This is a genomic window from Pseudoalteromonas sp. CST2, assembly GCF_028599385.1.
Taxonomy (GTDB): Bacteria; Pseudomonadota; Gammaproteobacteria; order Enterobacterales; family Alteromonadaceae; genus Pseudoalteromonas; species Pseudoalteromonas atlantica.
In genome coordinates this window covers 334,967-358,056 of the sequence record NZ_JAQREO010000003.1, presented here as the reverse complement: position 1 = coordinate 358,056, position 23,090 = coordinate 334,967, and the positions used below count along the sequence as shown (strand labels likewise).

The following is a 23,090-nucleotide window of genomic DNA, read 5'->3' as shown; positions in this document are numbered from 1 at the left end:
GAAAAAACTGTTAATTAATTGAATAGAGTAATTGATCTAAACTGATTTTTATGACGTAATGTAGGTATTATTTATCTGGTCGGATGAGTTCAATCATGAGTTTACGTACAAAATTAAAAAAAGTATTACCAAGTATTTCAATCACTGAACAAGAAGCGCTAGACGCGGGTGATGTGTGGCTAGAAGGGTCTATCTATCAAGGTAAGCCAGATTTTAGCGCACTACGCGATGTGCCGGCTGCTACCCTAAGTGCAGACGAGCAAGCATTCTTAGATGGCCCAGTACAAGAGCTACTAGGCATGATTGACGATTCAGTTATTCAAAACGGTATTCACTTACCAGATGACATATTAGAATTTTTGAAAAAAGAGCGTTTCTTCTCGCTTATCATTCCTAAATCGTTTGGCGGTTTAGAGTTTAGCCCTTATGCAAACTCGACTATTGTGGCAACCATTGCGACAAAAAGCTCTGCAGTAGCGGTAACTGTTATGGTTCCTAACTCTTTAGGCCCAGGTGAATTATTACTTCACTTTGGTACACAAGAGCAGCAAGCGCATTACTTACCGCGTTTAGCAAACGGCAGAGACATTCCATGTTTTGCTTTAACAAGCCCTGAGGCAGGCTCTGATGCAGGTGGCATTCCAGATATTGGTACTGTCACCAAAGGCATGTACAACGGCGAAGAAGTACTTGGCCTTGAGATCACATGGGATAAGCGTTATATCACACTGGCACCAATCGCTACGGTACTTGGTTTAGCATTTAAAGTAGTGGATCCAGAAGGTTTACTAGGCGGCAAAGAAAACTTAGGTATTACCTGTGCGCTTATTCCTAAAGATCACCCAGGTGTAGAGCTTGGCAACCGCCATGACCCAATGGGTATTCGTTTTTATAACGGTACTACACGTGGTAACAAAGTATTTGTACCAATGGACTTTATTATTGGCGGCCAGAAAAACATCGGTCGTGGTTGGCAAATGCTGGTTAGCTGTTTAGGCGCAGGGCGTGGTATTTCATTACCTGCACTAGGTGTAAGTACATCACAAGTGGCGTTTAAATCAGCATCTGAATACGCAGCAGTGCGTGAGCAGTTTGGTTTAGCAATTGGTCAATTTGAAGGTATTCAAGAAAAACTAGCAGACATTGCAGGTAAAACATACCTACAAGAAGCAATGCGCGTACTGACAACTGAAGGCCTAGGCATGGGCTTAAAACCATCGGTTGTTACAGCAATAGCTAAATACCACATGACCGAGCTTGGCCGCGACGTATTAGATTCTGCAATGGATATTCAAGCGGGTAAAGCGATTCAAAATGGTCCACAAAATACCCTTGCAAGCGGTTACGTAGCACAGCCTATTGCAATTACAGTAGAAGGCGCGAACATTCTTACACGTAACCTGATGATTTTTGGACAAGGTGTTATGCGTTGTCACCCTTATTTACAATCTATGGTTGAATCAATCCATAGTGAAGATAAAGGTGCAGATAAAGAGTTTAACGGCATTTTGCGTAAAACAATTGGTTACAGCACAGCAAATAGCTTACGTGCGTTCCGTTTAGGTGTTTTACCATTTACTGCAAGTGCAAACTCTGCATTACCAGAAGTACGTGAATACGAAAAAGCCGTGCATAAACTATCTGCAAAATTAGCAGTGTATGCTGACTTCTCGTTACTCGTACTTGGCGGTAAGTTAAAGCAGGCTGAAATGCTATCAGCACGTTTAGGCGATGTAATGAGCTTTTTATACGCGGCAATGGCGTCAATTAAGTATTACGAGCAAAAAGTAGCAAGCAGCGAGCGCGAACAAGCAGCGCCGTACTTCCACTACGCGACACGTTTTGCACTGCAAAGCGCTGAAGAAGCACTGCATAAGTTTTTAGATAACTTCCCTGCAAGTGGTACTCGTAAGTTTATTCGTTTTGTAACAATGAACTACTCAACTAAAATGCCAAAAATTAGCGACGACTTAATTCGTGAATTAGCAAAACAAGCACAGCTTGATACCGCATTTAAAGCGCAAATTACGCATTTAGTTAAGCCTGTAGAAGGTGACGGTCATCACATTAACGAGCAAGCTTATAAAGCTAAAATGGCATCACTTGTTGAACTGGCCAAAGTTAAGAAAGCGCTGCGCGCTAAAACGATTAAACCAGGTACACGTTTTGCCATTACGCTAGATAACGCATTAGCGGCAAATGTAATTACTGCGGATGAACATGCGCAACTAATTGATTACAACAAAAAGCGTGAAAAAGCGATTCGCGTTGATGAGTTCGACTTTGACATGAACTTATTAGATGACAACGCACAACCAGTTAACCCACTTAAAAGTGTAGTTAATCAATAAAATTCAATGATGCAAAGCGCCCGCTGTATCGGCGCTTTTATTCTTGATTAAAAAAATTAGTGTGGAGCCTCGTTTGTTTAAAAGCAAGCGGGGCTTTTTTATGTGTTTTTTAAAGTAGAGATAGATAGCGGTATTGATTTGTAAGCGAGTTTGTAAGTGCAGAGGTTTAAAAATAGACACTTATAATCTTGTAAAAGGGCTGATAACTCCGTTGGCACCTTGTTGCAATACATGAGTATATATTTGTGTGGTTTTAACATCAGAATGGCCAAGCTGAGCTTGAACAGTTCTTATATCGGCACCATTTTGCAGTAGATGAGTAGCAAAAGAGTGTCTTAATGTATGAGGTGTTATTATTTTTGTTAACCCTGATTTTTGGACGGCTTTTTTAATCTCTTTTCTAATACAGAGTGATGAAAATGATGTCGCCTTATTTCACCACTTTGAGAGTCTGAACTTAATATATGAGAAGGAAATAAATACTGCCATGCAAGCGATTTTGCGGCACTTGGATATTTTTTTGTTAAAGCATATGGCATCCATACGCCAGAATATTCCGTATTATTTAAATCCAGTTTTAAATAGTCATCAACGTTCAAAATTTGATTTCTCAGCATAGGAATTAGCTCTGTGGCCAGCGTTACAATACGATGTTTATTTCCTTTGCCATTCCATACTTGAATACATTTATAATCAAAATCAATATCTTTCACCCTTAATTGCACCGCTTCCATTACTCTTAAACCACTTCCATACATAAGGGCTGCGACTAAATAATGGCGCTTATTTAAATGAGCCATCAACATTTTAACTTCCTCAGGGGTCATCACGACAGGGAGCTTTGCTTGTTTTTTACTACGGGCAAAATTTAAATTTAATTAAAGTTCGTTTTTTATTATATGTTTGTATAAAAATGACAATGAATTGAGTGCAGTGGCTTGCGTACGTGGTGCAACGTTTTGCTTTAACACTAAATGTTCTAGGTAGCGTTCGACTTCATTGTCACCCATTGAGGCGGGATGGCGTTTATTATGAAAATAGATATAAGATCCAATCCATCTTAGGTAGGTATCGACGGTGCGTAATGAATATTGACGAACTAGCATATATTCAGCTATGTAATTTAAAAATGGGGAACGTGTTTTCATATTACCATCAATAGGAGTGTTGTTTTTATATACAGCATAGGTGTAATGCGCACATATTCAAGAAAATGAGCGTCGAGCGCGTTATGTATTTTATTAAGGGTTTGAGCGCTAATAAAAAATTATATGTAGCAATGTGTTAAGTTATTTGGTAAAAAGATTTATTAAATACACAAGCGTGGCATAGGCAGATACATGCGTGAAGAGCGCACTATAAAATTGTTAGTCGCCTTCGCTGAAAAACTTAATTTTGAAGGGTTAAATGAAAAGAAATATAGCTTTAGATATTCTTAAATTATCAATGGCTTTAATGATTGTTGGGCTTCATGCAGGTTTTCTCGGTGATATTACCTCATTAGGGAGTTTTCTTACTGTTAACGGCATATTTAGAATAGCAGTGCCTGTTTTTTTTCTTATAAATGGGTTTTATTTTTATCCTGTTTTATTAAAATATAGTCACGTCAATTGGTTTAAACGAGTTTTTATTTTACATGTTTTTTGGACTGTATTTTATTCATATTTTTGGCTAAATAACCCTGACTTTCCATTTATCATTATCCTTCTAAAAAATATTATCATTGGTTATTATCATCTATGGTATATCCCTGCGATGCTTGGTGCTGGATTTCTTGTGTTTGTGGCTAAGAATCTTTCATCTTTGTTTCTAGTTTTTTCTGTTTTATTAACTTTTCTATGTGGTGTATTAATACAGTATACTGCTACCTACCACCTCCTTGGCGATAATAGTTTGGATAAAATTTTATCGTATCAATTTATTTATAGAAATGTATTATTTTTTGCTTACCCATTTTTCTGTTTGGGATTTTTAATTAACAAACATCTTTTACACAAATATTTTTCATTTAAATTAATTCTTATAGTTATTGCTATTGGGGTAATCGCCCTAATAACTGAGTCTTATCTTAATTACTATCAAACCACCAGAGATGGTGGGTTTGATATGTTTTTTTCTTTAATAATATTGTGCCCTTTTATTTTAATTTTATTTTTAAAAATAAATATTCCAAATGAAAGCAAAAAAATAGCCTTATACTCAACTTCAATTTATTTTATTCATTTATTTATATTGAATTTGTATCGTGAATATACGGAACTAAACGGAACACTTTTGACATTGACTACTATAGTTAGCTCGGTATTCTTTTCTTACTTTATTATTAAACTAAATAAAAGATTGAAATTTATACTGTGAGAAGCTAGCAAAGCTTGGGCCTAACGTTACCCGAACTAGGTTAGAATAATAATTAATTTATGGAGTTATTATCCATACAAGTTGCTTAAAAGAGCAAATGACAGTTGGTTTTTTCCCCTTCCTCGCTTATTTTAGCCAACAATTATTTGCCTCTTCGCAAGGCGTTAGCATGATTCTCACTGTCAAGTTAAGCACACTGATCCTTGCCTAACTTTTTAAGCTATTATTACTTCATCTCGAATTAGGAATAATCTTGACACCCATCCTATAGGAATAATCTTGACACCCATCCTAAATTTTGCTCTTTTTGAAGTTAAAGGCTAGCTTTTATTTAGTGCAAAAAATAAGCAGAGTGTCATATGGCAATTGTAAGAAAGCGACAAGTAAGTTTGGTTGATACAAAATACTATCACTGTATTTCACGGTGTGTTCGTCGTGCATTTTTATGTGGCGAAGACCGTTTCACTGGTCAATCTTACGAGCATCGACGAGGATGGGTTGAAGATAAGCTGGGTGAATTAGCTAGGGTATTTTGTATTGATGTGTGCGCTTATGTCGTAATGAACAATCACACCCATTTAGTACTGTATGTAGATGATAAAAAGCAAATAGGCTGAATGATAAAGCGATTGTTATTCGCTGGCATAAACTCTGAAAAGGCACATTGTTAACGCAAAAATTCATACAAGGCGAGAAGCTAAGTAAAGTTGAACTCATTTTTTTCAATCAAACGGTAAAACAATACCGAGAACGTTTAGCAAGTATCAGCTGGTTTATGCGCCTGTTAAATGAAAATATAGCGCGTAGAGCAAATAAAGAAGATAATTGCACAGGGAGGTTCTGGGAAGGTAGGTTCAAATCGCAAGCTTTACTTGATGAAGCCGCAATTGCAGCGTGTATGGCCTATGTAGATTTAAACCCCATTAGAGCCAAGATGGCTAACACGCCAGAAGAGTCAGACCATACCAGCGCTCAAGTACGCTTAATATGCGCAAAAGAAGGCAAGCAGCCAAAACAACTACTTCGCTTTGCAGGTATGCCACGTCAAGTAATGCCTAAAGGGCTGCCGTTTGAGCTTAAATCGTACCTTGAACTCGTTGAGCTAACAGGGCGAGTAATGCGGGAGGATAAGCAAGGACATATAGATAATATGACCCTTCCTTTGTTAGAAAGGCTTAATATATCATCAGAAAACTGGTTAAAACTCACCACACAATTTACGCGCGTATTTCATGGTGCAGTGGGCAGGCCTGCCTCACAAGAAGGGTATTGCGAAAACTTAAACCGAAAGCGGCGAGCGAATATCAGTAACTGAGCAAAGTTATTCGCTTAGAGCCAAATCACTTTTTGAGCACTCCAACTAGATAATGGAGGGATTTTTGTGGCTGCCATTTGGGCTTTAATTAGTAATACCTCTATTTTAAAACTCAAATTATTTTTGGACAGTTAAAAAACATAAATTCACTAGTTAACTTTAACTTTATGTAATTTACTATGTAGAAATTAAGGTGGGTGTCTAGTTAAGAAATGGGCTTATGGATGCTATCGTTTTATTAAAAATACCTTCTAATGTTAAACTATAAAAAACTTAATGACTTAATATAGCTATGGCATTTTACCTTCCTCTTTTACAGCCTCATTTTAAACACATTGAAATGGGCGATACGATAACCTCGCTTTGGAGCGGGTGTGGCAGTATTGTTGAGTGCATGCTTGATGCTGAGCCATGTGTTATTAAAGCGATTAAAATACCAAGCCACATAAACCATCCAAAAATTAAGCAAAGCAAATTTGCATTAAAAAGAAAGCAGCAGTCTTATAAAGTTGAATATAATTTTTATAGGTTATACAGCGCGTACTTACCGACAAGCGCTAAAAGTATTACCTGTATTAACGCAATTAATGATGGTGACGATTATGCGTTAGTATTTAAAAACTTTACTCAATATGGTTTTGCTCAAGCAAGCTCCCAGCATATAAAGGCAATACTAAACTGGTTAGCATTTTTTCATGCCTTTAATTTAAATAAGCCTGCAAAGGGCTTATGGCAACAAGGGAACTATTGGCATTTGAGCACACGGCCCGATGAGTTTAATAAATTAAAACAAAGCGCTGACAAAAAGTCCGATATTAAAAATGCGGCTCATAAAATTGATAAAATACTGCAATCATCACACTACAAAACCTTGATACATGGCGATGCTAAGCTCGCCAATTTTGCTGCAAATGAGCAAAGTGAAATACTCGCTTATGACTTTCAGTATGTTGGGGCTGGGGTAGGGATTTGCGATGTAATGTATTTTATGACCAGCTGCTTAAGCGACGAGCAATTACATACCTGCGCCGATGAGTATTTACATTACTATTTTAGCCAATTAAAAAATGCGCTTTTAGTGTTTCAACCGCAAATAAATGCCGATGACGTAATTGCAAAGTGGCATGCATTATGGCCATTAGCTTGGGCCGACTTTTATCGATTTTTAGCGGGTTGGAGCCCAACTCATTTTAAAATAAATAGTTACATGATGGCGCAAGTAAATTTAACGTTATCAGATAACAATTTATAAACATAAAGTAGTGTGTCGCTTGCATAAATATCAAGCAAATCAATACATTTTGGCACGATCTATGAAAACTTATTTAAAATTGCAGGTCAAATGACCTTTTTTAATATAAAATACCGCCAATTCTTGTATCAGTAGGTTTTTATCATGTCAATTCACGTAATTTCACACCCTCTAGTTCAACACAAATTAGGCTTAATGCGCGCTCACGGTATAAGTACTAAAAGCTTTCGTGAATTATGCTCTGAGGTAGGTACCTTATTAACCTACGAAGCAACTAAGAACCTACAGTTAGAAGATAACGAAATTACTGGCTGGGACGGCAACAAATTAAAAGTAGAGCACATTAAAGGCAAAAAAATTACTGTTGTGCCAATTTTACGCGCAGGCCTTGGCATGATGGATGGCGTAATGTCATTACTCCCAGCGGCTAAGGTAAGTGTAGTGGGCCTTGAGCGTAACGAAGAAACGCTTGAGCCAGTACCTTACTTTGAAAAGTTAGTAGGCAATATTGATGAGCGTTTAAGCTTAGTTATAGACCCAATGCTTGCAACTGGCGGCTCTATGATTGCTACTATCGATATGCTTAAAAAAGCCGGCTGTAAAGACATTAAAGTAATTGTACTGGTTGCTGCACCTGAGGGCGTTGAAAAAACATTAGCCGCTCACCCTGATATTGAGATTTTTACTGCCTCAGTTGATAGCCATTTAAATGAAAAGGGTTACATTATCCCAGGGCTTGGCGATGCAGGTGACAAAATTTTCGGTACGGTTTACTAAGGTTTAACAGTGCAAAATAATTCTACATTTTCTATAAAAACCATTTTAACCGGCGCCCAAATGTTGTTTGTAGCATTTGGTGCGTTAGTGTTAGTGCCTTTATTAACGGGGCTTGACCCAAGTGTCGCTTTGTTTACAGCGGGTATAGGTACTTTATTATTTCAGGTAGTGACGAAAGGCAAGGTGCCTATATTTTTAGCGTCATCATTTGCGTTTATTGCGCCTATTATTGCCTCAGTACAAATGTGGGGCGTACCAGCCACCATGGGTGGTTTAATGGCAGCGGGCTGTGCTTATATGCTGTTAGCGCTATTGGTTAAATTTAAAGGGGTGGCAACACTTCATAAAATTTTGCCGCCTGTGGTCGTCGGCCCCGTTATTATGGTGATTGGTTTAGCCCTTGCACCGGTTGCGGTAAATATGGCAATGGGTAAAAGCGGCGACGGCAGTATTGAACTTATTGCTTACGATAAAGCTATTATTATTTCGCTGTTTTCTCTTGTTGTAACACTTATTTTTGCTGTGTTGGGCAAAGGTGTATATAAGCTGATCCCTATATTAGCGGGTGTTATATCGGGTTATGTTTTATCACTGGTAATGGGTGTGGTTGAATTTGGTAGCGTAAATGAAGCGAGCTGGCTGGCTGTACCAAACTTCACATGGCCCGAATTTAAGTGGCAAGCAGTTCTCTTTATGGTGCCTGTAGCCATTGCACCTGCTATTGAGCATATTGGCGATATGATGGCTATTAGCCAAGTAACCAATAAAGACTTTTTAAAAAAACCAGGCTTACATCGCACCTTATTTGGTGATGGCTTAGCCACTGCCGCTGCCTCTTTATTTGGTGGCCCGCCAAACACTACTTACTCTGAAGTAACTGGCGCAGTGATGCTTACCAAAAACTTTAACCCTAAAGTAATGATGTGGACTGCCATTATTGCTGTGGTACTGGCCTTTGTGGCAAAAATGGGCGCTGGTTTACAAACTATTCCTGTACCTGTGATGGGCGGCATAATGATTTTGTTATTTGGCTCAATTGCGGTAGTGGGCTTAAATACGTTGGTTAAATCTGGTGATGACTTAACTGCACCCCGTAATTTAAGTATTGTGGCACTTATATTAGTATGCGGTATTGGCGGTATGCACATAGGTGGTAGCCAATTTAGCTTAGAAGGGGTTAGCTTGTGCGCCATTTTAGGTATTGTACTTAACCTAGTATTGCCAAAAGCTGAACCAGAAACTGATTAATTTTGCACTGTATGTAAAATTTACGCACCAAAATAGCGCATACTAATTGCGCTATTTTTGTAAGTTGCTAATAATTAAATAAAAATAATAGTGGTCTAGTACCTGCATTTGTTACTTCATAATATAAGGAGTTACTATGTCAGAGGCCAGTATTGTGGATATAACCCCATTTTTAGCAAAGCACCAATTGCCTTTAAAGTATCAGTACCTTAGTGAGCAATTTTTTATCCCGCTTGCACACGATATTCTAGAATCAAAAAAAAATAACACCCCTATTTTTGTCGCCATAAATGGATGCCAAGGCTCAGGAAAAACCACCCTCGCAGATTTTTTAGTTACTTGGTTTAGTAACAACACGCCGTTTACCAGTGTCGCGCTTTCTATTGATGATTTTTACTTATCTAAAGCACACCGCCAAGGACTTGCCAAAGACGTACACCCATTATTTGCCACACGTGGTGTGCCTGGCACCCACGATGTAGGGTTAATGAATACCACCATAAGCCGATTACTTGCAAAAGAGGTTGGTGTGCCTTTGCCTAAATTTGACAAGCATCACGACGATTGCAGCCCCGAGCAAACATGGCAATGTAACAATAAACCCATTGATATTATTATTTTAGAAGGCTGGTGCGTAGGTAGTGAGCCACAACCGTTATTTTCTTTAAGTGAGCCTATAAACGAGTTAGAAACACAGCACGATAAAGAAGGCGTGTGGCGTCGTTGTGTAAACAGTTGCCTTGCAAATGAATACAAAAGTGTGTTTAGTAAAATAGATTACACGGTGATGCTCAAAGCGCCGAGCTTTGAAGATGTATTCAAGTGGCGACAAGAGCAAGAGCAAAAGCTTATTGCCGCTAAGGGCGAGGGCGATGGCACCATGAGTGATGAGCAACTGGTGCACTTTATTTCTCATTTTGAGCGTATTACTCGCGAAAACTTAAACACCCTAAGCGCTAAAGCTAACGCCCTTATAGAGCTTGATAGTAATCGCGATATTAGTGCTATGCACTTAACCAGCGACGATACGCTGCAACCTATTATATTTACCGACTTAGATGGTACGTTACTCGATCATGCCGATTACAACACTAAAAATATTAGTAGCTTGCTGCAAGACTTACAAGCAGCCCACATTCCTGTGGTGTTTAATACGAGTAAAACATTTTGCGAAGTGGTTGAACTTAAAAACGAGCTTAATATTCAACAGCCTTTTATTGTTGAAAATGGCGCGGCGGCTTATTTACCCGTAGATTATTTTGAGCTTAAACCCATTGGCTGCACGCAAGTAGGGGCGTATTGGTGTTATGCATTTGCATCACCCTTATCTAACTTACTTAGTGATTTAGACTCCTTAAGCAGCGAATATAAATCGCATTATAAGTTATTTAGTGATTTATCGAGCGAGCAAATATCATCCCTCACTGGGCTTGATGAAGCGCAAGCAAGGCGCGCTCAAACACGCGATTTTTCAGACCCACTTTATTGGCACGGAAGCGATGAATTACTAAATGCGTTTGTAAACGATGTTAAAGCTCTCGGCTACGACATAAAAATAGGCGGGCGGTTTATACATATTGCTAAAAACACCGATAAAAGCGCTGCACAGCAGTGGTTAGTTAAACAAATTTCACAACATTTTAGAAAGCCTCTCACGGTAATTGCACTAGGTGATAGTGACAACGATAAGCAGATGCTAGAGCAAGCTGATATCGCCATTATCATACATAACCCAAGCAGTAAAAAGCCGGTTAAGTTAACACATAACAAGGCGCGTTATTCGAAATCGCCCGCTCCACTGGGTTGGATTGAAGAAATAACCACATTGCCTTGTATTAGCAGCATTTTAAATACTATTGAGGAGCGAAAATCACATGGCTGATTTTTATCAAAATGGCATCATCACAACCTTACACAATATCGCCGATAGACCGGTAGAAGCGCTTGAAGAAGAGCTAATTAGTTTTAGTAAGCAACGGCCAATGGGGTTAATACTCCCTTCGTTGTTTAGTGAGCTTGAAGGCCCAGCGCTGCAAAACATTGTAAAAGAACTCAGAGAGGTTCCTTATTTATCGCAAATTACCATAGGTTTAGACAGGGCAGACGAGTCACAATACCGCCATGCTTTAGGCTTTTTTAAAGAGCTTAACCAAAACCACAAAGTGCTTTGGAACGATGGTCCTCGTTTGCAAGCGCTTGATAAAGAATTACAAGAGCTAGGCGTTGCACCGCGTGAGCTTGGTAAAGGCAGAAACGTGTGGTATTGCATGGGTTATAAATTGGCCACCTCAGAGGTAGAGTCGATAGCACTGCACGACTGCGATATTTTAACTTACGACAGAGGTTTGTTAGCGCGCTTAATTTACCCTGTAGCACACCCTCGTTTTAATTATGAATTCTGTAAAGGCTTTTACCCACGTACTGCAAACGGCAAAATTAATGGCCGAGTATCGCGCTTATTAGTAACGCCGTTATTACGCTCGTTCAAAACTATTTTAGGCAATACCGACTACCTAGAATATATGGATACCTTTAGATACCCGTTAGCAGGGGAGTTTTCGTTTAGACGTGATGTGCTAAATGATATTCGTATTCCGAGTGATTGGGGCCTTGAAATTGGCGTACTAAGTGAAATGTACCGTAATTATTCGCACAATCGCTTATGCCAAGTGGATATTGCTGATAACTACGATCATAAGCATCAGGAACTTTCTCTTGATGACCAAAACGCCGGTTTATCTAAAATGTCGATAGACATAACCAAGGCACTATTTAGAAAATTAGCCACTCAAGGGGTTACCTTTACCAGCGAAACAATTCGTTCTTTAAAAGCAACTTACTACCGTATTGGTTTAGACTTTATAGAAACGTATCATAACGATGCACTGATGAATGGTTTAACCTTAGATGTGCACCAAGAGGAAAAGGCCGTAGAAATGTTTGCCAAAAATGTTATGGAAGCAGGTCAGCACTTTTTAGATAACCCAATGGAAGCGCCATTTGTGCCAAGTTGGAACCGTGTTGTATCGGCCATGCCAGATGTTTTTGAGCGCTTAAGAGAAGCGGTTGATCTTGATAATAAAGAATTTAGTGAATAAATAAAACAATAATAAGGGGCGCGTGTGAATACAGTAAGTGAATTATTTTTACAGCGGGTAGAGCAACATCTACATATTATTTATAAAGATGTTGAACTGCCCTTGAGTATTACAGAGCTGGCTGAGCAGCTTATAACTATAATTTTAGGCGACAGCCCGCTGCGCGACCCTACACCCCATACTAACCGTTGGGACGAGCAAGATATTATATTAATAGCCTATGGCGACTCTATTATTAAGCACGATGAGGGAGACCAAGCTGTTGCAAAACCGGTAGAAGCACCGCTTAAAACCTTGCACCGGTTTATAAAAGAGCAGTGCGATATGCAGCTTAATGCTTTGCATATATTGCCATTTTACCCGTATAGCTCTGATGAAGGCTTTGCGGTAATGAACTACGTGCAAGTAAATGAATCGCTAGGAGATTGGCAAGATATAAAAAATATCGCCAAAGATGTAAAGCTAATGGCAGATTTAGTGATTAATCATTGCTCTAGCCGAAGTGTATGGTTTGAAAACTTTTTAAACGATTTAGACCCCGGCAAAGATTACTTTAAAACGGCAAGTTTAACCGATGATTTATCTAATGTAGTACGCCCGCGTACGTCACCGCTATTAAATACGGTAACCACACCAAGCGGCGAAAAACATGTATGGTGTACGTTTAGCCACGACCAAGTTGATTTTGATTTTGGTAACCCGGAAGTTTTAAAAGAATTTATAAGCATTATTCGCCATTATTTAGATAACGGCGTACGTTTGTTTAGGCTAGATGCGGTTGCATTTTTATGGAAGCAGCTCAATACAAATTGCATTAATTTACCGCAAACGCATGAAGCCGTTAGGCTTATTCGCACCCTAATAGAGCATACTGAGCCAAGCGTTGTCATAATTACTGAAACAAACATACCAAACCAAGAAAACCTCTCTTACTTTGGTAACGCCAACGAAGCCCACAGTATTTATAACTTTGCTTTACCGCCTTTATTACTGCATACATTACTCAGTGGAGATAGCACAGCCATTAAGCATTGGATGATGAGTATGCCGCCTGCGCAAAACGGCACCACATACTTTAACTTTATTGCCTCGCACGATGGCATTGGACTTAGGCCAATAGAAGGCTTGTTACAACCAAGCGAAGTGGCGTCATTGGTGAGTACGTCTATGCAATTTGGCGGGCGTGTATCAATGCGTACCAGTAACGATGGTACGCACACACCGTATGAGCTAAATATTGCACTTTTTGATGCATTACAAGGCACGCACAATGGACAAGATAAGTTTGGCCTTGAGCGATTTATGTGTGCACACGCCATTATGTTTGCGCTTGAAGGGATCCCTGGGCTTTATATTCATAGCTTGCTTGGCACAACGAACGATTACGAACGCTTTGAAAACTCACAGCATAACCGTGCAATTAACCGTCATCGTTGGCAAGAGTCAAAACTATTATCGGCTTTAGGTGATAAATATAGCCATCATCACAAAGTGTTTAATGGTATTAAGCATTTATTAGGTATTCGAAAAAAACAAAGTGCATTTCACCCTAATGCCACGCAATTTACGCTGCACTTAGCGGGGGGGTTATTTGGTTTTTGGCGGCAAAGTATAGACAGGCGCCAAAGTATATTTTGTGTTTATAACATAAGTGATAAACCACAAGTACTTACTCTTGCAGATTTAAATTTAATTAACACTCAGCAGTGGTTTGATTTAGTGGCTAATGAAACAATTACCGAGGATCAACTCACTATAGAGCTAGAGCCATATCAAAGTGTATGGTTAAGTAATATTAAATAAAGTGCAGTAATACCAATTTGCAAAATAGCTCACCTAATTAAGCGCATTGGTATAAAAAGGCTCGCAGTGCGAGCCTTTAACTTAATTAATAAACGTTGTTACTAATTATAAGCTGTAGCTTAAGTTAATGTAGCCAAAGCGGCCAATGTTATCGTAACTTGCGCTGTTTTCGCCGGTCCCGCGTGTACCGTACGGAAGTTTACGATTAAATAGGTTATCAACACCTACTTTAACGCCTAAGCCGCTATCGAAGTTGTAACCCACAGTCATATCAGTAATAAAGTATTTACCGTAAGACATTTGGTTACTTGGGTTAGGGTTGCTCGCAAGCTCTACATTTGTGTATAAATCAACTTCGCTGATAAAGCGTGTTTCAACCGTTGAATAAAAGTTATCCATTGCATAGCTAACCGATAGGTTAGTTTGCCATTTCGCTTCGCCAGTTGTACCTGCGTACTCAATATATGAACTAGGATCATCTTGGAACGGGTAATCTTTACGTTCAATAAGGTAAGTACCAATTAAACGTGTTTTAAAGCTACCTTCAAGCGCATCAAAGTCATAGCCTAGTTCAAAATCAACACCAGACGCCTTTTGACCAGCTACGTTAAGTACTGAGTTTTGAATTAGCGAAATTTCACCACTGGCATTACGTGTAATTAAATTACAGTACTGATTGTCTATACCTGTCGTGCTATCAACACAGCGGTCAAGAATTTCTTGCGCGTCGATTGTGTCAATTGCATCTTCAAGGTCAATTTCCCAGTAATCAATAGTCAGTACGGCATTGTCTAAAAACTCTGGTTGATAAACAATACCAACCGTTGTACTTGTTGACTCTTCTCCTTTTACATCGCGGTTACCGCTTGTTAAACCATCTAAAGAGGCTGAATCGTAATCTGAGTTAAAGTCACTCGCTACACCTAACGCGGCACAGTTAGCAGAGCGTGTTGCAGCATTCGATAAGTCACCTAGGTTTTCAGCGCGACATGGGTCTTCTACATTGTAGAAAGTTTGGCTTGCTGCACCAAATACTTCACTTATGTTAGGCGCACGAAGTGCTGCAGATTGCGTTACACGCACACGTAGTTCATCGTTAACAGTCCAATCAAGGCCTAGTTTCCAGCTAGTTGCTTCGCCAATTGTGCTGTAATCAGCATGACGTACAGCGGTATCAAATACTAAATCTTGAATAAGCGGTAAGTCAGTTAAAATAGGCATAGTCGCTTCAAAAAATACTTCACGCACATTAAACGAGCCTTTATCTTCGCCTAAAGCGTTAAAAAATGTACCTTCTGCGTTATCTGGCTCTTTTGTTTCGCTTTCTTCTTTACGGTATTCAGCACCAAACGCAACACCTACGTAACCTGCTGGTAATTCAAAAATAGCGCCATTGGCAAGTGAACCAGAAACCACGGTTTGTTTAATAGTTGACGTACCTACAGATACCGTATTTATGTAATCAATCGCTTGTTGAGATGGTGCGCCAAAACCCATAATGTTTACCGGTACACAGCCATCAGCTTGTGCAGCAGCGCTGCGACATACGATGTTGCCATCTGCATCTTCAACGGCATCAAGTGCATTAAAGTAGTTGGCTAAAATCATATTAGCGCCATTTTCGCGCTCTAAGTCAGTTTGACCATACACAACTGATGTATCTAATTCCCAGTCTTCAAACACAGTTCCTTTTAAGCCTGTAACAAAACGGGTTGTTTCACGGGTATTGTTTTCAACGCGGCGGCCCAGATCGGTCATCATGCGGTTAACCATGATTGAATCAACGCCTTCCTCTTCCATTCGCGCTTTGATATCTGGGTCTAGGTAAGGGTTATCAATTTTAATGCTGTTGTCGCTGTCAAAAAAGAAAAACGCAGGTTGACCTATGCTTTCGCCTTGGCTATTTACGTATTTTGCATCAAAGTAGACGTTTAAATCGTCGGTAACATCGTAGTTAACTTTAAAGTTTACGTTGTAACGCTCAAACTCAGGTTGAATTTCTTCAAATTGGCCAAGGTTAAACGAATCACAATTTGCACATGAAAGGCCATCTACATTATTGCCAATGTATAGGTCACGTGCGCTGCTATCCGGGTTAAAGCTATTTGTAAAACCATCTTCAAGTGCGTAAACACCCGCGTTGTTAATAGCGTAGTAACCTGCATTAGGTGTTAAAATTTTATCAGGAAAGTCAGCACTATCTTTGTTCTCATCCGTTTGAGCTTGATTACGTAAGCTGCTAAAAGATGTGCTAGTCCAAGGGTGGTCAAGTGCATTTAATGAATCTTGGCCTGAGTACTCAATAGCAAAAGCGGCATTACCACGGTCGTTATCAAAATTAGAGCCGTACGAGAACGTTGCTTTTTCGTTGTTGTAGCTGTTTAAATCGGCAAAACCACGGGTAACGCTAAAATCCATACCTTCAATGTTGTCTTTTAATATAAAGTTGACAACACCTGTAACCGCATCAGCACCGTATACAGCTGATGCACCACCAGTAATAATTTCTACTCGCTCAACCCAGACGCTCGGAATAGTATTTGTATCAACAGCTTGAGAGCCCGCTGAGCTAGATACGTGGCGCTTACCGTTTACAAGTACTAAGGTACGGTCGGTACCCATGTTACGTAAATCAAGAATGTTTAAACCAGCAGTACCAATAAAGCGGCCTGAGTTAGCCATTGAATATGTATTGCCAAGTGCTGGTAAGTTGTTTAGCGCTTCACCAATGTTTACAGCGCCAGTATTAATTAGCTGCTCGCCGCTTATAACTGTTACTGGTGCCGGTGCAATAGCGCCTTCACGTAAAATACGCGAACCCGTTACTTCAACGCGTTCAATTTTTGTCGCTTGCTCATCTTGTGCAAGTACAGAATTACTCGCTGTTGCAGCAGCAGTAATTAATGCACATTTAATGCTAGTAGAAAGTAAATTATGACGTTTCATGTGTTTCCCAAAGGAGATTTTATAATAATTAAATACATTAACTTTTTAGCTAAATACACAGTGCATTTAGCCTAAGCCCTATAACTTTTGTTATAGGGCTGGCGATTATTGCATGCTGAAACAATGAATAGAAGCGTCGTAATTTTTGCTTTTTCAGTAAGTTAACTCTTTATTAAATTGTCTAAAGTTGCCGATTATTATTATTAACGCAACAATAAACCGCTCGGGTTTTGTTAATAGTATTGAGGGTTAAAAGAGGTTGGTGTTACATTTTTTGTTGTTTTACAGGTGTGTTTACGTTTGGTTTATTTATTGGTTTGTTTTTTAATCTTTTTATGGCTTTGAAGTTGGTGTGGGGCTTAACTATGTTTTGCTCGTAAATTGAACTGTGGAGTTAAAAATGAGCTTTAATGTGTTTTTAATGTAATTACTTTGTGTCGGTTGACCCCGAAAGAGTAACATGATGAAACAGTTATATGTTTCTAAAAACAATAAATTGAGTAAATTTCATCTAAAAAAATAAAAAAGGCCCAATTAAGGGCCTTTCTAGGGAGGGTTAAAAACTAAAAATCGTATGATAAGTTTACATAGCCAAAACGGCCAATATTATCGTAACTTGCACTACCACTACCTGTACCACGTGTACCGTATGGAAGCTCTCTGTTAAATACGTTATCTACGCCTAATTTAACACCCATGCCATTATCAAAGTTATAACCTACTGTTATATCTGAAATAATATAAGTGCCATAGTTCATTAAGCTACTAGGGTTAGGGTTGTCTTCAAGTTCTTGTTCTGTGTATAAGCTCACTTGTTCAATATAGCGAGTGCTTAAAGAGGTGTAGAAACGCTCGTAGCTATACTCTATATTAATGTTAGCTTGCCACTCAGCTTCGCCAGTTGTACCCGCATATTCAATGAACTCTTCTGGTTCATCTTGGAATGGGAACTCTTTACGTTCAATTAAGTAAGTACCAATTAAACGGGTTGCAAAGCTACCCTCAAGGGCATCAAAGTCATAAGCAAGTTCAAAATCAATACCAGAAGCTTCTTGGCCTGATACGTTTAGAACTGAGTTTTGAATTAGCGTAATTTCACTGTTTGCATCACGCGTTATTAAATCACAGTATTGATTTTCAATACCTGAAGTGCTGTCGACACAGCGATCCAGAATTTCTTGAGATGCAATTGTAGAAATCGCATCTTCTAGTTCTATTTTCCAGTAATCTACCGTTAATACTGCATTTTCAATGAAATCAGGCTGGTACACTAAACCTATCGTTGTACTTGTTGATTCTTCACCTTTAACATCACGGTTACCACTTTGTAAGCCTTCAAGTGTTTGTGAGTCGTAGTCTGATTCAAAGCCAACTGGTACACCAAGCGCAGCACAGTTAGCACGGCGAGTGTCGCTATTTTGTAAATCATTTAAGTTATCGGCTAAACAAGGATCATCTACGTTATAGAAAGTCTGGCTAGGTGCGCCAAAAATTTCACCAATATTAGGCGCTCTTAGTGCTTCAGACTGTGTAAATCGCAAGCGTACTTGGTCATTAACAGTCCAATCTAAGCCAAGCTTCCAGCTTGTTGCATCACCAATGGTGCTGTAATCAGCGTAACGCACAGCTGCATCCAGTACTAAATCTTGAACAAAAGGAAGGTCAGAGACTAAAGGGATAGTGGCCTCAGCAAAAACTTCATTTACATCAAATTCGCCCTTATCCTCACCTAAAGCATTGAAGAAAGTCCCCTCAGCGTTATCAGGTTCAATTGTTTCACTTTCTTCTTTACGGTATTCAACACCAAATGCCATACCAACATAACCTGCCGGTACTTCAAAAAGTGCACCATTTGCCAGTGAAGCTGAAACCACTGTTTGTGTGATTTCAGAAGTACCGGTTGATACGGTATTAATATAATCAATGGCTTCTTGGCTAGGTGCGCCAAAGCCCATAATGTTTACAGGCACACAGCCGTCAGCACGTGCAGCTTCACTACGACATACAATGTTGCCTTCGTCATCTTCAATTGCATCAAGCGCGTAAGAATAGTTATCCAAAATCATATTAGCGCCATTTACACGCTCAAGCTCGGTTTTACCATGAACCACTGAAGCATCTAGATCCCAATCTTCTAAAACTGTTCCCTTTAAACCCGCTACAAAGCGCGTGGTTTCACGGGTGTTATTTTCGATACGACGACCTAAATCTGTCATCATACGTAAAACATTAATCGAGTCGACGCCTTCGCCATCATTAGCCTCTTCCATTAATGTTCTGACGCTGTCATCTAAGTATGGGTTATCTATACTGATTGTATTTCTAGGATCGCCGAAGAAGAATGCTGGTTGACCAATGCTTTCACCTTCACTGTTTACGTATTTTGCTTCAAAATAAGCATTTAAGTCTTCTGTTACGTCATAGTTGACTTTGAAATTAACATTGTATCTTTCAAATTCAGGCTGTATTTCATCAAATTGTGCAAGGTTAAACGAGTCACAATCGGCACACAGTAATCCATCAACATTGTCACCAATATAAATATCTCGCTGTGTTCCATCTGGATTAAACGTATTTACATAGCCGTTACCTACGCTAAATACGCCTGCGTTATTAATTGCATAGTAGCCTGCATTTGGTGTGTAAATTTTATCAGGAAAGTTTGGGTCATCTTTATTAGCATCAGTTTGTGCTTGGTTGCGTAAACTTGAGTAAGAGCCGTCTGTCCACGGGTGATCAAGTGCGTTTAATGAGTCTTGACCAGAGTATTCAACTGCAAATGCTGCGTTACCGCGGCCATTATCAAAGTTTTTACCATATGAAAAAGTGGCTTTTTCGTTGTTATAATCACTTAGATCAGAAACCCCTTTAGTCACACTTACGTTTAAGCCTTCAATGTTGTCTTTTAAGATAAAGTTAACTACGCCCGTTACCGCATCCGCACCATAAACGGCCGATGCACCACCGGTAACTATTTCAACGCGCTCAACCCATACACTTGGAATAGTATTCGTATCGACTGATTGAGAGCCCGCAGAACTTGAAACATGGCGCTTACCATTAACAAGTACTAAGGTACGGTCTGTACCCATATTACGTAAATCAAGAATATTTAAACCGGCAGTACCAATGAACCTGCCTGAGTTTGCAAGTGAGTATGTATTACCCAACGCTGGTAATTTGTTTAAGGCTTCACCAATATTAACTGCGCCGGTGTTAATAAGATCTTCGCCAGAGATAACGGTAACAGGGGCAGGGGCTATTGCGCCTACACGGCTGATTTTAGAACCTGTTACTTCTATTCTTTCTAATTTTTTTTCATCCTCTTCTGCCGCTAATGATGAAAATGCTAAACCTGCAGTTGAGAGACAAAGTGCAGCTTTAATACTGTGAGAGACTATATTAAACGTTTTCATTGAAATTCCCTAGATGATTACTTGTGATTTTAGGTACAGCTCTTGTGCAATGTGTATTAATTACTACGAGCTGTTTATTTATTATTTACATTGCACGTTAACAATTAACATGGATGTATATGGGAACAACTAATTTTCGCTGAAATCACAATAAAATAAGCCCAAATACAGTGTTAATTAAATGAAAAAAATATGCTTAACCTTTGTTTTAAAATAAGATTATTCTTCTAATTGAAATTGTTGTCACTGTTTTTAAATTGTATTTAATATAGGTAATTCATGTGTTTGTATTGATGTTTTTGAGTTTTTATTAGGCGGTGTTAATTTCTATTGTCCCTTTTATGGGGTGTTTTTTTAAGGTGTATTATTTGTATTTACTGTTTAGTTACATTTATAAAGGTAATACTTGTTATTTACTCGTTTATTGTAAAGCCCCTTTACAGTTATCTAGCTTCCTATGCGCCTTGAGTTACTTTATTACGTAAACTTGATACACTTATACTGTTTTTTATAAATAGGTTTTACCATGAAGTTTTTAGTTTTAATTTTTACTTTTGTATTTAGTACTGCGGCCATTTCAGAGCAAGAAGTTGATCTCGAAGTTAATATGAAAAATACAGGCCTTGCTTATAAAAATGCGGTGCAAGCAGTAGGTATAGGTGGCTTTAATACCGCCATAGATAAGTTTATTACTTTGGTTGAAACCAGTAAAAAAGCGACCTTTCATAAAGAAGCACAAATGTCGCTACAAGGGCTAGATAAAGTTATTGCGCAAGCAAAGTTGGCAAAAAAATTAGCGAATGAGCGCGGGCTTGATGCAGCAAAGCCAGCCCTTAAAAATATAGATGATTTACGCAAGAAGTATCATGAGTTGCACGAGCCTCCGGGTTTTTTTGACTTATTGTTTGGTAATTAACCTCAGCTTTTTTGTAAATTAATGTCGAGCAGTTATTTCAGCGCTACATATGCTAACTTTTTCGCTATAGCGCATTATTGATGCGCAGATTTGTGATGTTTTAATAAAATGTATAGCTGCAGATTAAGTAGTTTGAATGCTCATTTTTCAATATTTTAGTAAAGCTCTTATCTAGGGTGCAGATTAATTAAGGAATAGTAATGGAAATTTCAGTGTCATTGTTAGAGGGTCAAAAACAAAGTGCAAAATTTGGCGACCTTGAAGTAATAAGCGATCAAAGTATTAATGCTGGTGGCGGTGCCGAACACCCAGAACCGTTTGACTACTTCTTAGTAAGCATGGTGCTATGTGCTGGGTTTTATGCACGTAAATTTTGTGAGCAACGCGATATCTCTACACAAGGGATGACGCTTACGCAAAATAATGAAAACATAGATGAAGAAGGTAAAAAATTATTTTCTATCGAAATTAATTTACCAGATGGCTTTCCTCAAAAATATAAAAAAGCACTTATTGCTGCGGTTAATACGTGTACTGTTAAAAAAGTGATTCAGGCCCAACCTGAGTTTTCTGTAGTTGTTAAATAAAAATTACGGGTAAACATGGTTCGTTTACCCGTATACTTCACGGGATTAGTGTTATTTTTTCTTCATTCCTTGTACTGCTTTAAAACGTGGATTGTCTTTACATATTACAAAAACACGTCCTTTTCGCTTCACTATTTGACATCCTGGTCGTTGCTTAGCGCTTTTAAGCGAGCTTAATACTTTCATTACTCACCTTTTTTGGCAGTAGATAAGTTTTTAAAGCGACGGTTAAACTGCGCGACACGGCCGTCACTAGCCACTGTTTTTTGCTTACCAGTATAAAATGGGTGCGAGTCGCTAGACACATCAATAGGCACATACGGATACGTTTTCCCTTCAAGCTCAATAGTGCGGTCTGTTTTAATGGTTGAGCCAATAATGAAGTAGCTATCGGCAGCTGTATCGTGAAAAGCAACCACGTTGTAATCTGGATGGATATTAGGTTTCATAATACGCCTTAAGTTGTTATGTGATAATATAACTATAGGTTATCGCGTTTACGGTATTCGTGCAAATGATTTTTACTCTCATTTACTGACGTTTTTGCTGACTAATCGCGCAAATAATTCAAAAAATAACCACTTAAACCAAAAATACTGGCTATTAGTTTTTAGCCTGTTATAACTATATAAAAAGTGTTAACAAGAAAATTTTTTACGGTTTAGAGGTAAGCTATGAGCGACGCAGCACAACAAGAACAAATAGACCAAGGGGTGATGGAAACCCTTAGAGAGCGCGATCACACAGTCTTATCTGAGCAAATTAATCCAATAGACTGTACACACAACGATATTATTGAGTTATTAGCACAATATATGGCGTTAAGTGAGCAAGATAACGACGAACTATTTGACGATTGGTTTGATAATCTAAATAAAGAACAGCACACTGTTTTAAAAGTGTTTGAGGTATACCGCGGACAATACGAGCACCAAAATTAATACTTAGGCGCTGGTTAAACATTCACTTAGCTGCGCCTTATTAATTAACCACCAACCTGAGCTTTGGATAATAAAATCATCT

Annotated in this window: 15 protein-coding genes and 2 pseudogenes; 12 read left to right on the top strand and 5 right to left on the bottom strand. The window is 38.8% G+C overall.

The features are described 5' to 3' along the window. The first annotated feature begins 95 nt into the window (after positions 1 to 95). A complete protein-coding gene (locus PSH41_RS06420) occupies positions 96 to 2,351 on the top strand; it encodes an acyl-CoA dehydrogenase (RefSeq protein ID WP_004588700.1) in 2,256 nt (751 codons plus the stop codon). Positions 2,352 to 2,531: 180 nt separating this feature from the next. On the opposite strand, the pseudogene PSH41_RS06415 reads toward PSH41_RS06420, so the two are convergent. After that, a pseudogene (locus PSH41_RS06415) lies at positions 2,532 to 3,499 on the bottom strand (integron integrase). A 259-nt stretch (positions 3,500 to 3,758) separates the two neighbouring features. Here PSH41_RS06415 and PSH41_RS06410 point away from each other — a divergent pair. The 8 genes and pseudogenes from PSH41_RS06410 to PSH41_RS06375 all read left to right on the top strand — a co-directional run bounded on the left by PSH41_RS06410 (position 3,759) and on the right by PSH41_RS06375 (position 14,202). Next, the gene (locus tag PSH41_RS06410; RefSeq protein ID WP_273588448.1) at positions 3,759 to 4,709 is read left to right on the top strand and encodes an acyltransferase family protein; all 951 of its coding nucleotides are present in this window, start codon (positions 3,759 to 3,761) and stop codon (positions 4,707 to 4,709) included. 359 nt (positions 4,710 to 5,068) lie between these two features. Beyond that, positions 5,069 to 6,024: pseudogene (locus PSH41_RS06405) on the top strand (transposase). 292 nt (positions 6,025 to 6,316) lie between these two features. Beyond that, positions 6,317 to 7,276: an oxidoreductase family protein gene (locus PSH41_RS06400; protein ID WP_273588449.1), complete on the top strand. Its 960-nt coding sequence runs from the start codon at positions 6,317 to 6,319 to the stop codon at positions 7,274 to 7,276. A 144-nt stretch (positions 7,277 to 7,420) separates the two neighbouring features. Beyond that, on the top strand, positions 7,421 to 8,053 hold the full coding sequence (gene upp, locus PSH41_RS06395; RefSeq protein WP_004586497.1) for a uracil phosphoribosyltransferase: 633 nt from the start codon (positions 7,421 to 7,423) through the stop codon (positions 8,051 to 8,053). Between the two features lie 9 nt (positions 8,054 to 8,062). Continuing rightward, the gene (locus PSH41_RS06390; protein ID WP_273588450.1) at positions 8,063 to 9,301 is read left to right on the top strand and encodes a uracil-xanthine permease family protein; all 1,239 of its coding nucleotides are present in this window, start codon (positions 8,063 to 8,065) and stop codon (positions 9,299 to 9,301) included. A 136-nt stretch (positions 9,302 to 9,437) separates the two neighbouring features. After that, positions 9,438 to 11,183 carry an HAD-IIB family hydrolase gene (locus PSH41_RS06385; RefSeq protein ID WP_273588451.1) on the top strand — a complete coding sequence of 582 codons (1,746 nt, stop codon included), beginning with the start codon at positions 9,438 to 9,440 and terminating at the stop codon, positions 11,181 to 11,183. Then, on the top strand, positions 11,176 to 12,399 hold the full coding sequence (locus tag PSH41_RS06380) for a hypothetical protein (RefSeq protein ID WP_029771978.1): 1,224 nt from the start codon (positions 11,176 to 11,178) through the stop codon (positions 12,397 to 12,399). Before PSH41_RS06385 ends, PSH41_RS06380 begins: the two co-directional genes overlap by 8 nt. A 24-nt stretch (positions 12,400 to 12,423) precedes the next feature. Next, positions 12,424 to 14,202, top strand: coding sequence for a sugar phosphorylase (locus PSH41_RS06375; RefSeq protein ID WP_004586493.1), 1,779 nt, complete (start codon positions 12,424 to 12,426; stop codon positions 14,200 to 14,202). Positions 14,203 to 14,307: 105 nt separating this feature from the next. Here PSH41_RS06375 and PSH41_RS06370 read toward each other — a convergent pair whose 3' ends face one another. Together PSH41_RS06370 and PSH41_RS06365 are read right to left on the bottom strand one after the other, a co-directional pair. Then, a complete protein-coding gene (locus PSH41_RS06370) occupies positions 14,308 to 17,148 on the bottom strand; it encodes a TonB-dependent receptor domain-containing protein (protein ID WP_273588452.1) in 2,841 nt (946 codons plus the stop codon). Between the two features lie 563 nt (positions 17,149 to 17,711). Continuing rightward, positions 17,712 to 20,564, bottom strand: coding sequence for a TonB-dependent receptor domain-containing protein (locus PSH41_RS06365; RefSeq protein WP_273588453.1), 2,853 nt, complete (start codon positions 20,562 to 20,564; stop codon positions 17,712 to 17,714). Between the two features lie 526 nt (positions 20,565 to 21,090). On the opposite strand from PSH41_RS06365, the gene PSH41_RS06360 reads away from it, so the two are divergent. Together PSH41_RS06360 and PSH41_RS06355 are read left to right on the top strand one after the other, a co-directional pair. Further along, entirely contained in the window at positions 21,091 to 21,480 is a 390-nt protein-coding gene (locus tag PSH41_RS06360; protein WP_024031804.1) for a cytochrome b562, read from the top strand. Positions 21,481 to 21,680: 200 nt separating this feature from the next. Continuing rightward, the gene (locus tag PSH41_RS06355; RefSeq protein WP_273588454.1) at positions 21,681 to 22,067 is read left to right on the top strand and encodes an OsmC family protein; all 387 of its coding nucleotides are present in this window, start codon (positions 21,681 to 21,683) and stop codon (positions 22,065 to 22,067) included. 51 nt (positions 22,068 to 22,118) lie between these two features. Here the strand turns inward: PSH41_RS06355 and ykgO are convergent, their stop codons facing one another. Beyond that, a complete protein-coding gene (gene ykgO / locus PSH41_RS06350) occupies positions 22,119 to 22,253 on the bottom strand; it encodes a type B 50S ribosomal protein L36 (RefSeq protein WP_004586489.1) in 135 nt (44 codons plus the stop codon). Beyond that, positions 22,253 to 22,516 (bottom strand): type B 50S ribosomal protein L31, encoded by a 264-nt coding sequence (locus PSH41_RS06345; protein WP_004586488.1) that lies wholly within the window; start codon positions 22,514 to 22,516, stop codon positions 22,253 to 22,255. Before PSH41_RS06345 ends, ykgO begins: the two co-directional genes overlap by 1 nt. Positions 22,517 to 22,741: 225 nt before the next feature. On the opposite strand from PSH41_RS06345, the gene PSH41_RS06340 reads away from it, so the two are divergent. Then, complete coding sequence (locus PSH41_RS06340; protein ID WP_024031803.1) at positions 22,742 to 23,008, top strand: hypothetical protein; 267 nt, start codon at positions 22,742 to 22,744, stop codon at positions 23,006 to 23,008. The last annotated feature ends 82 nt before the right edge of the window (positions 23,009 to 23,090 follow it).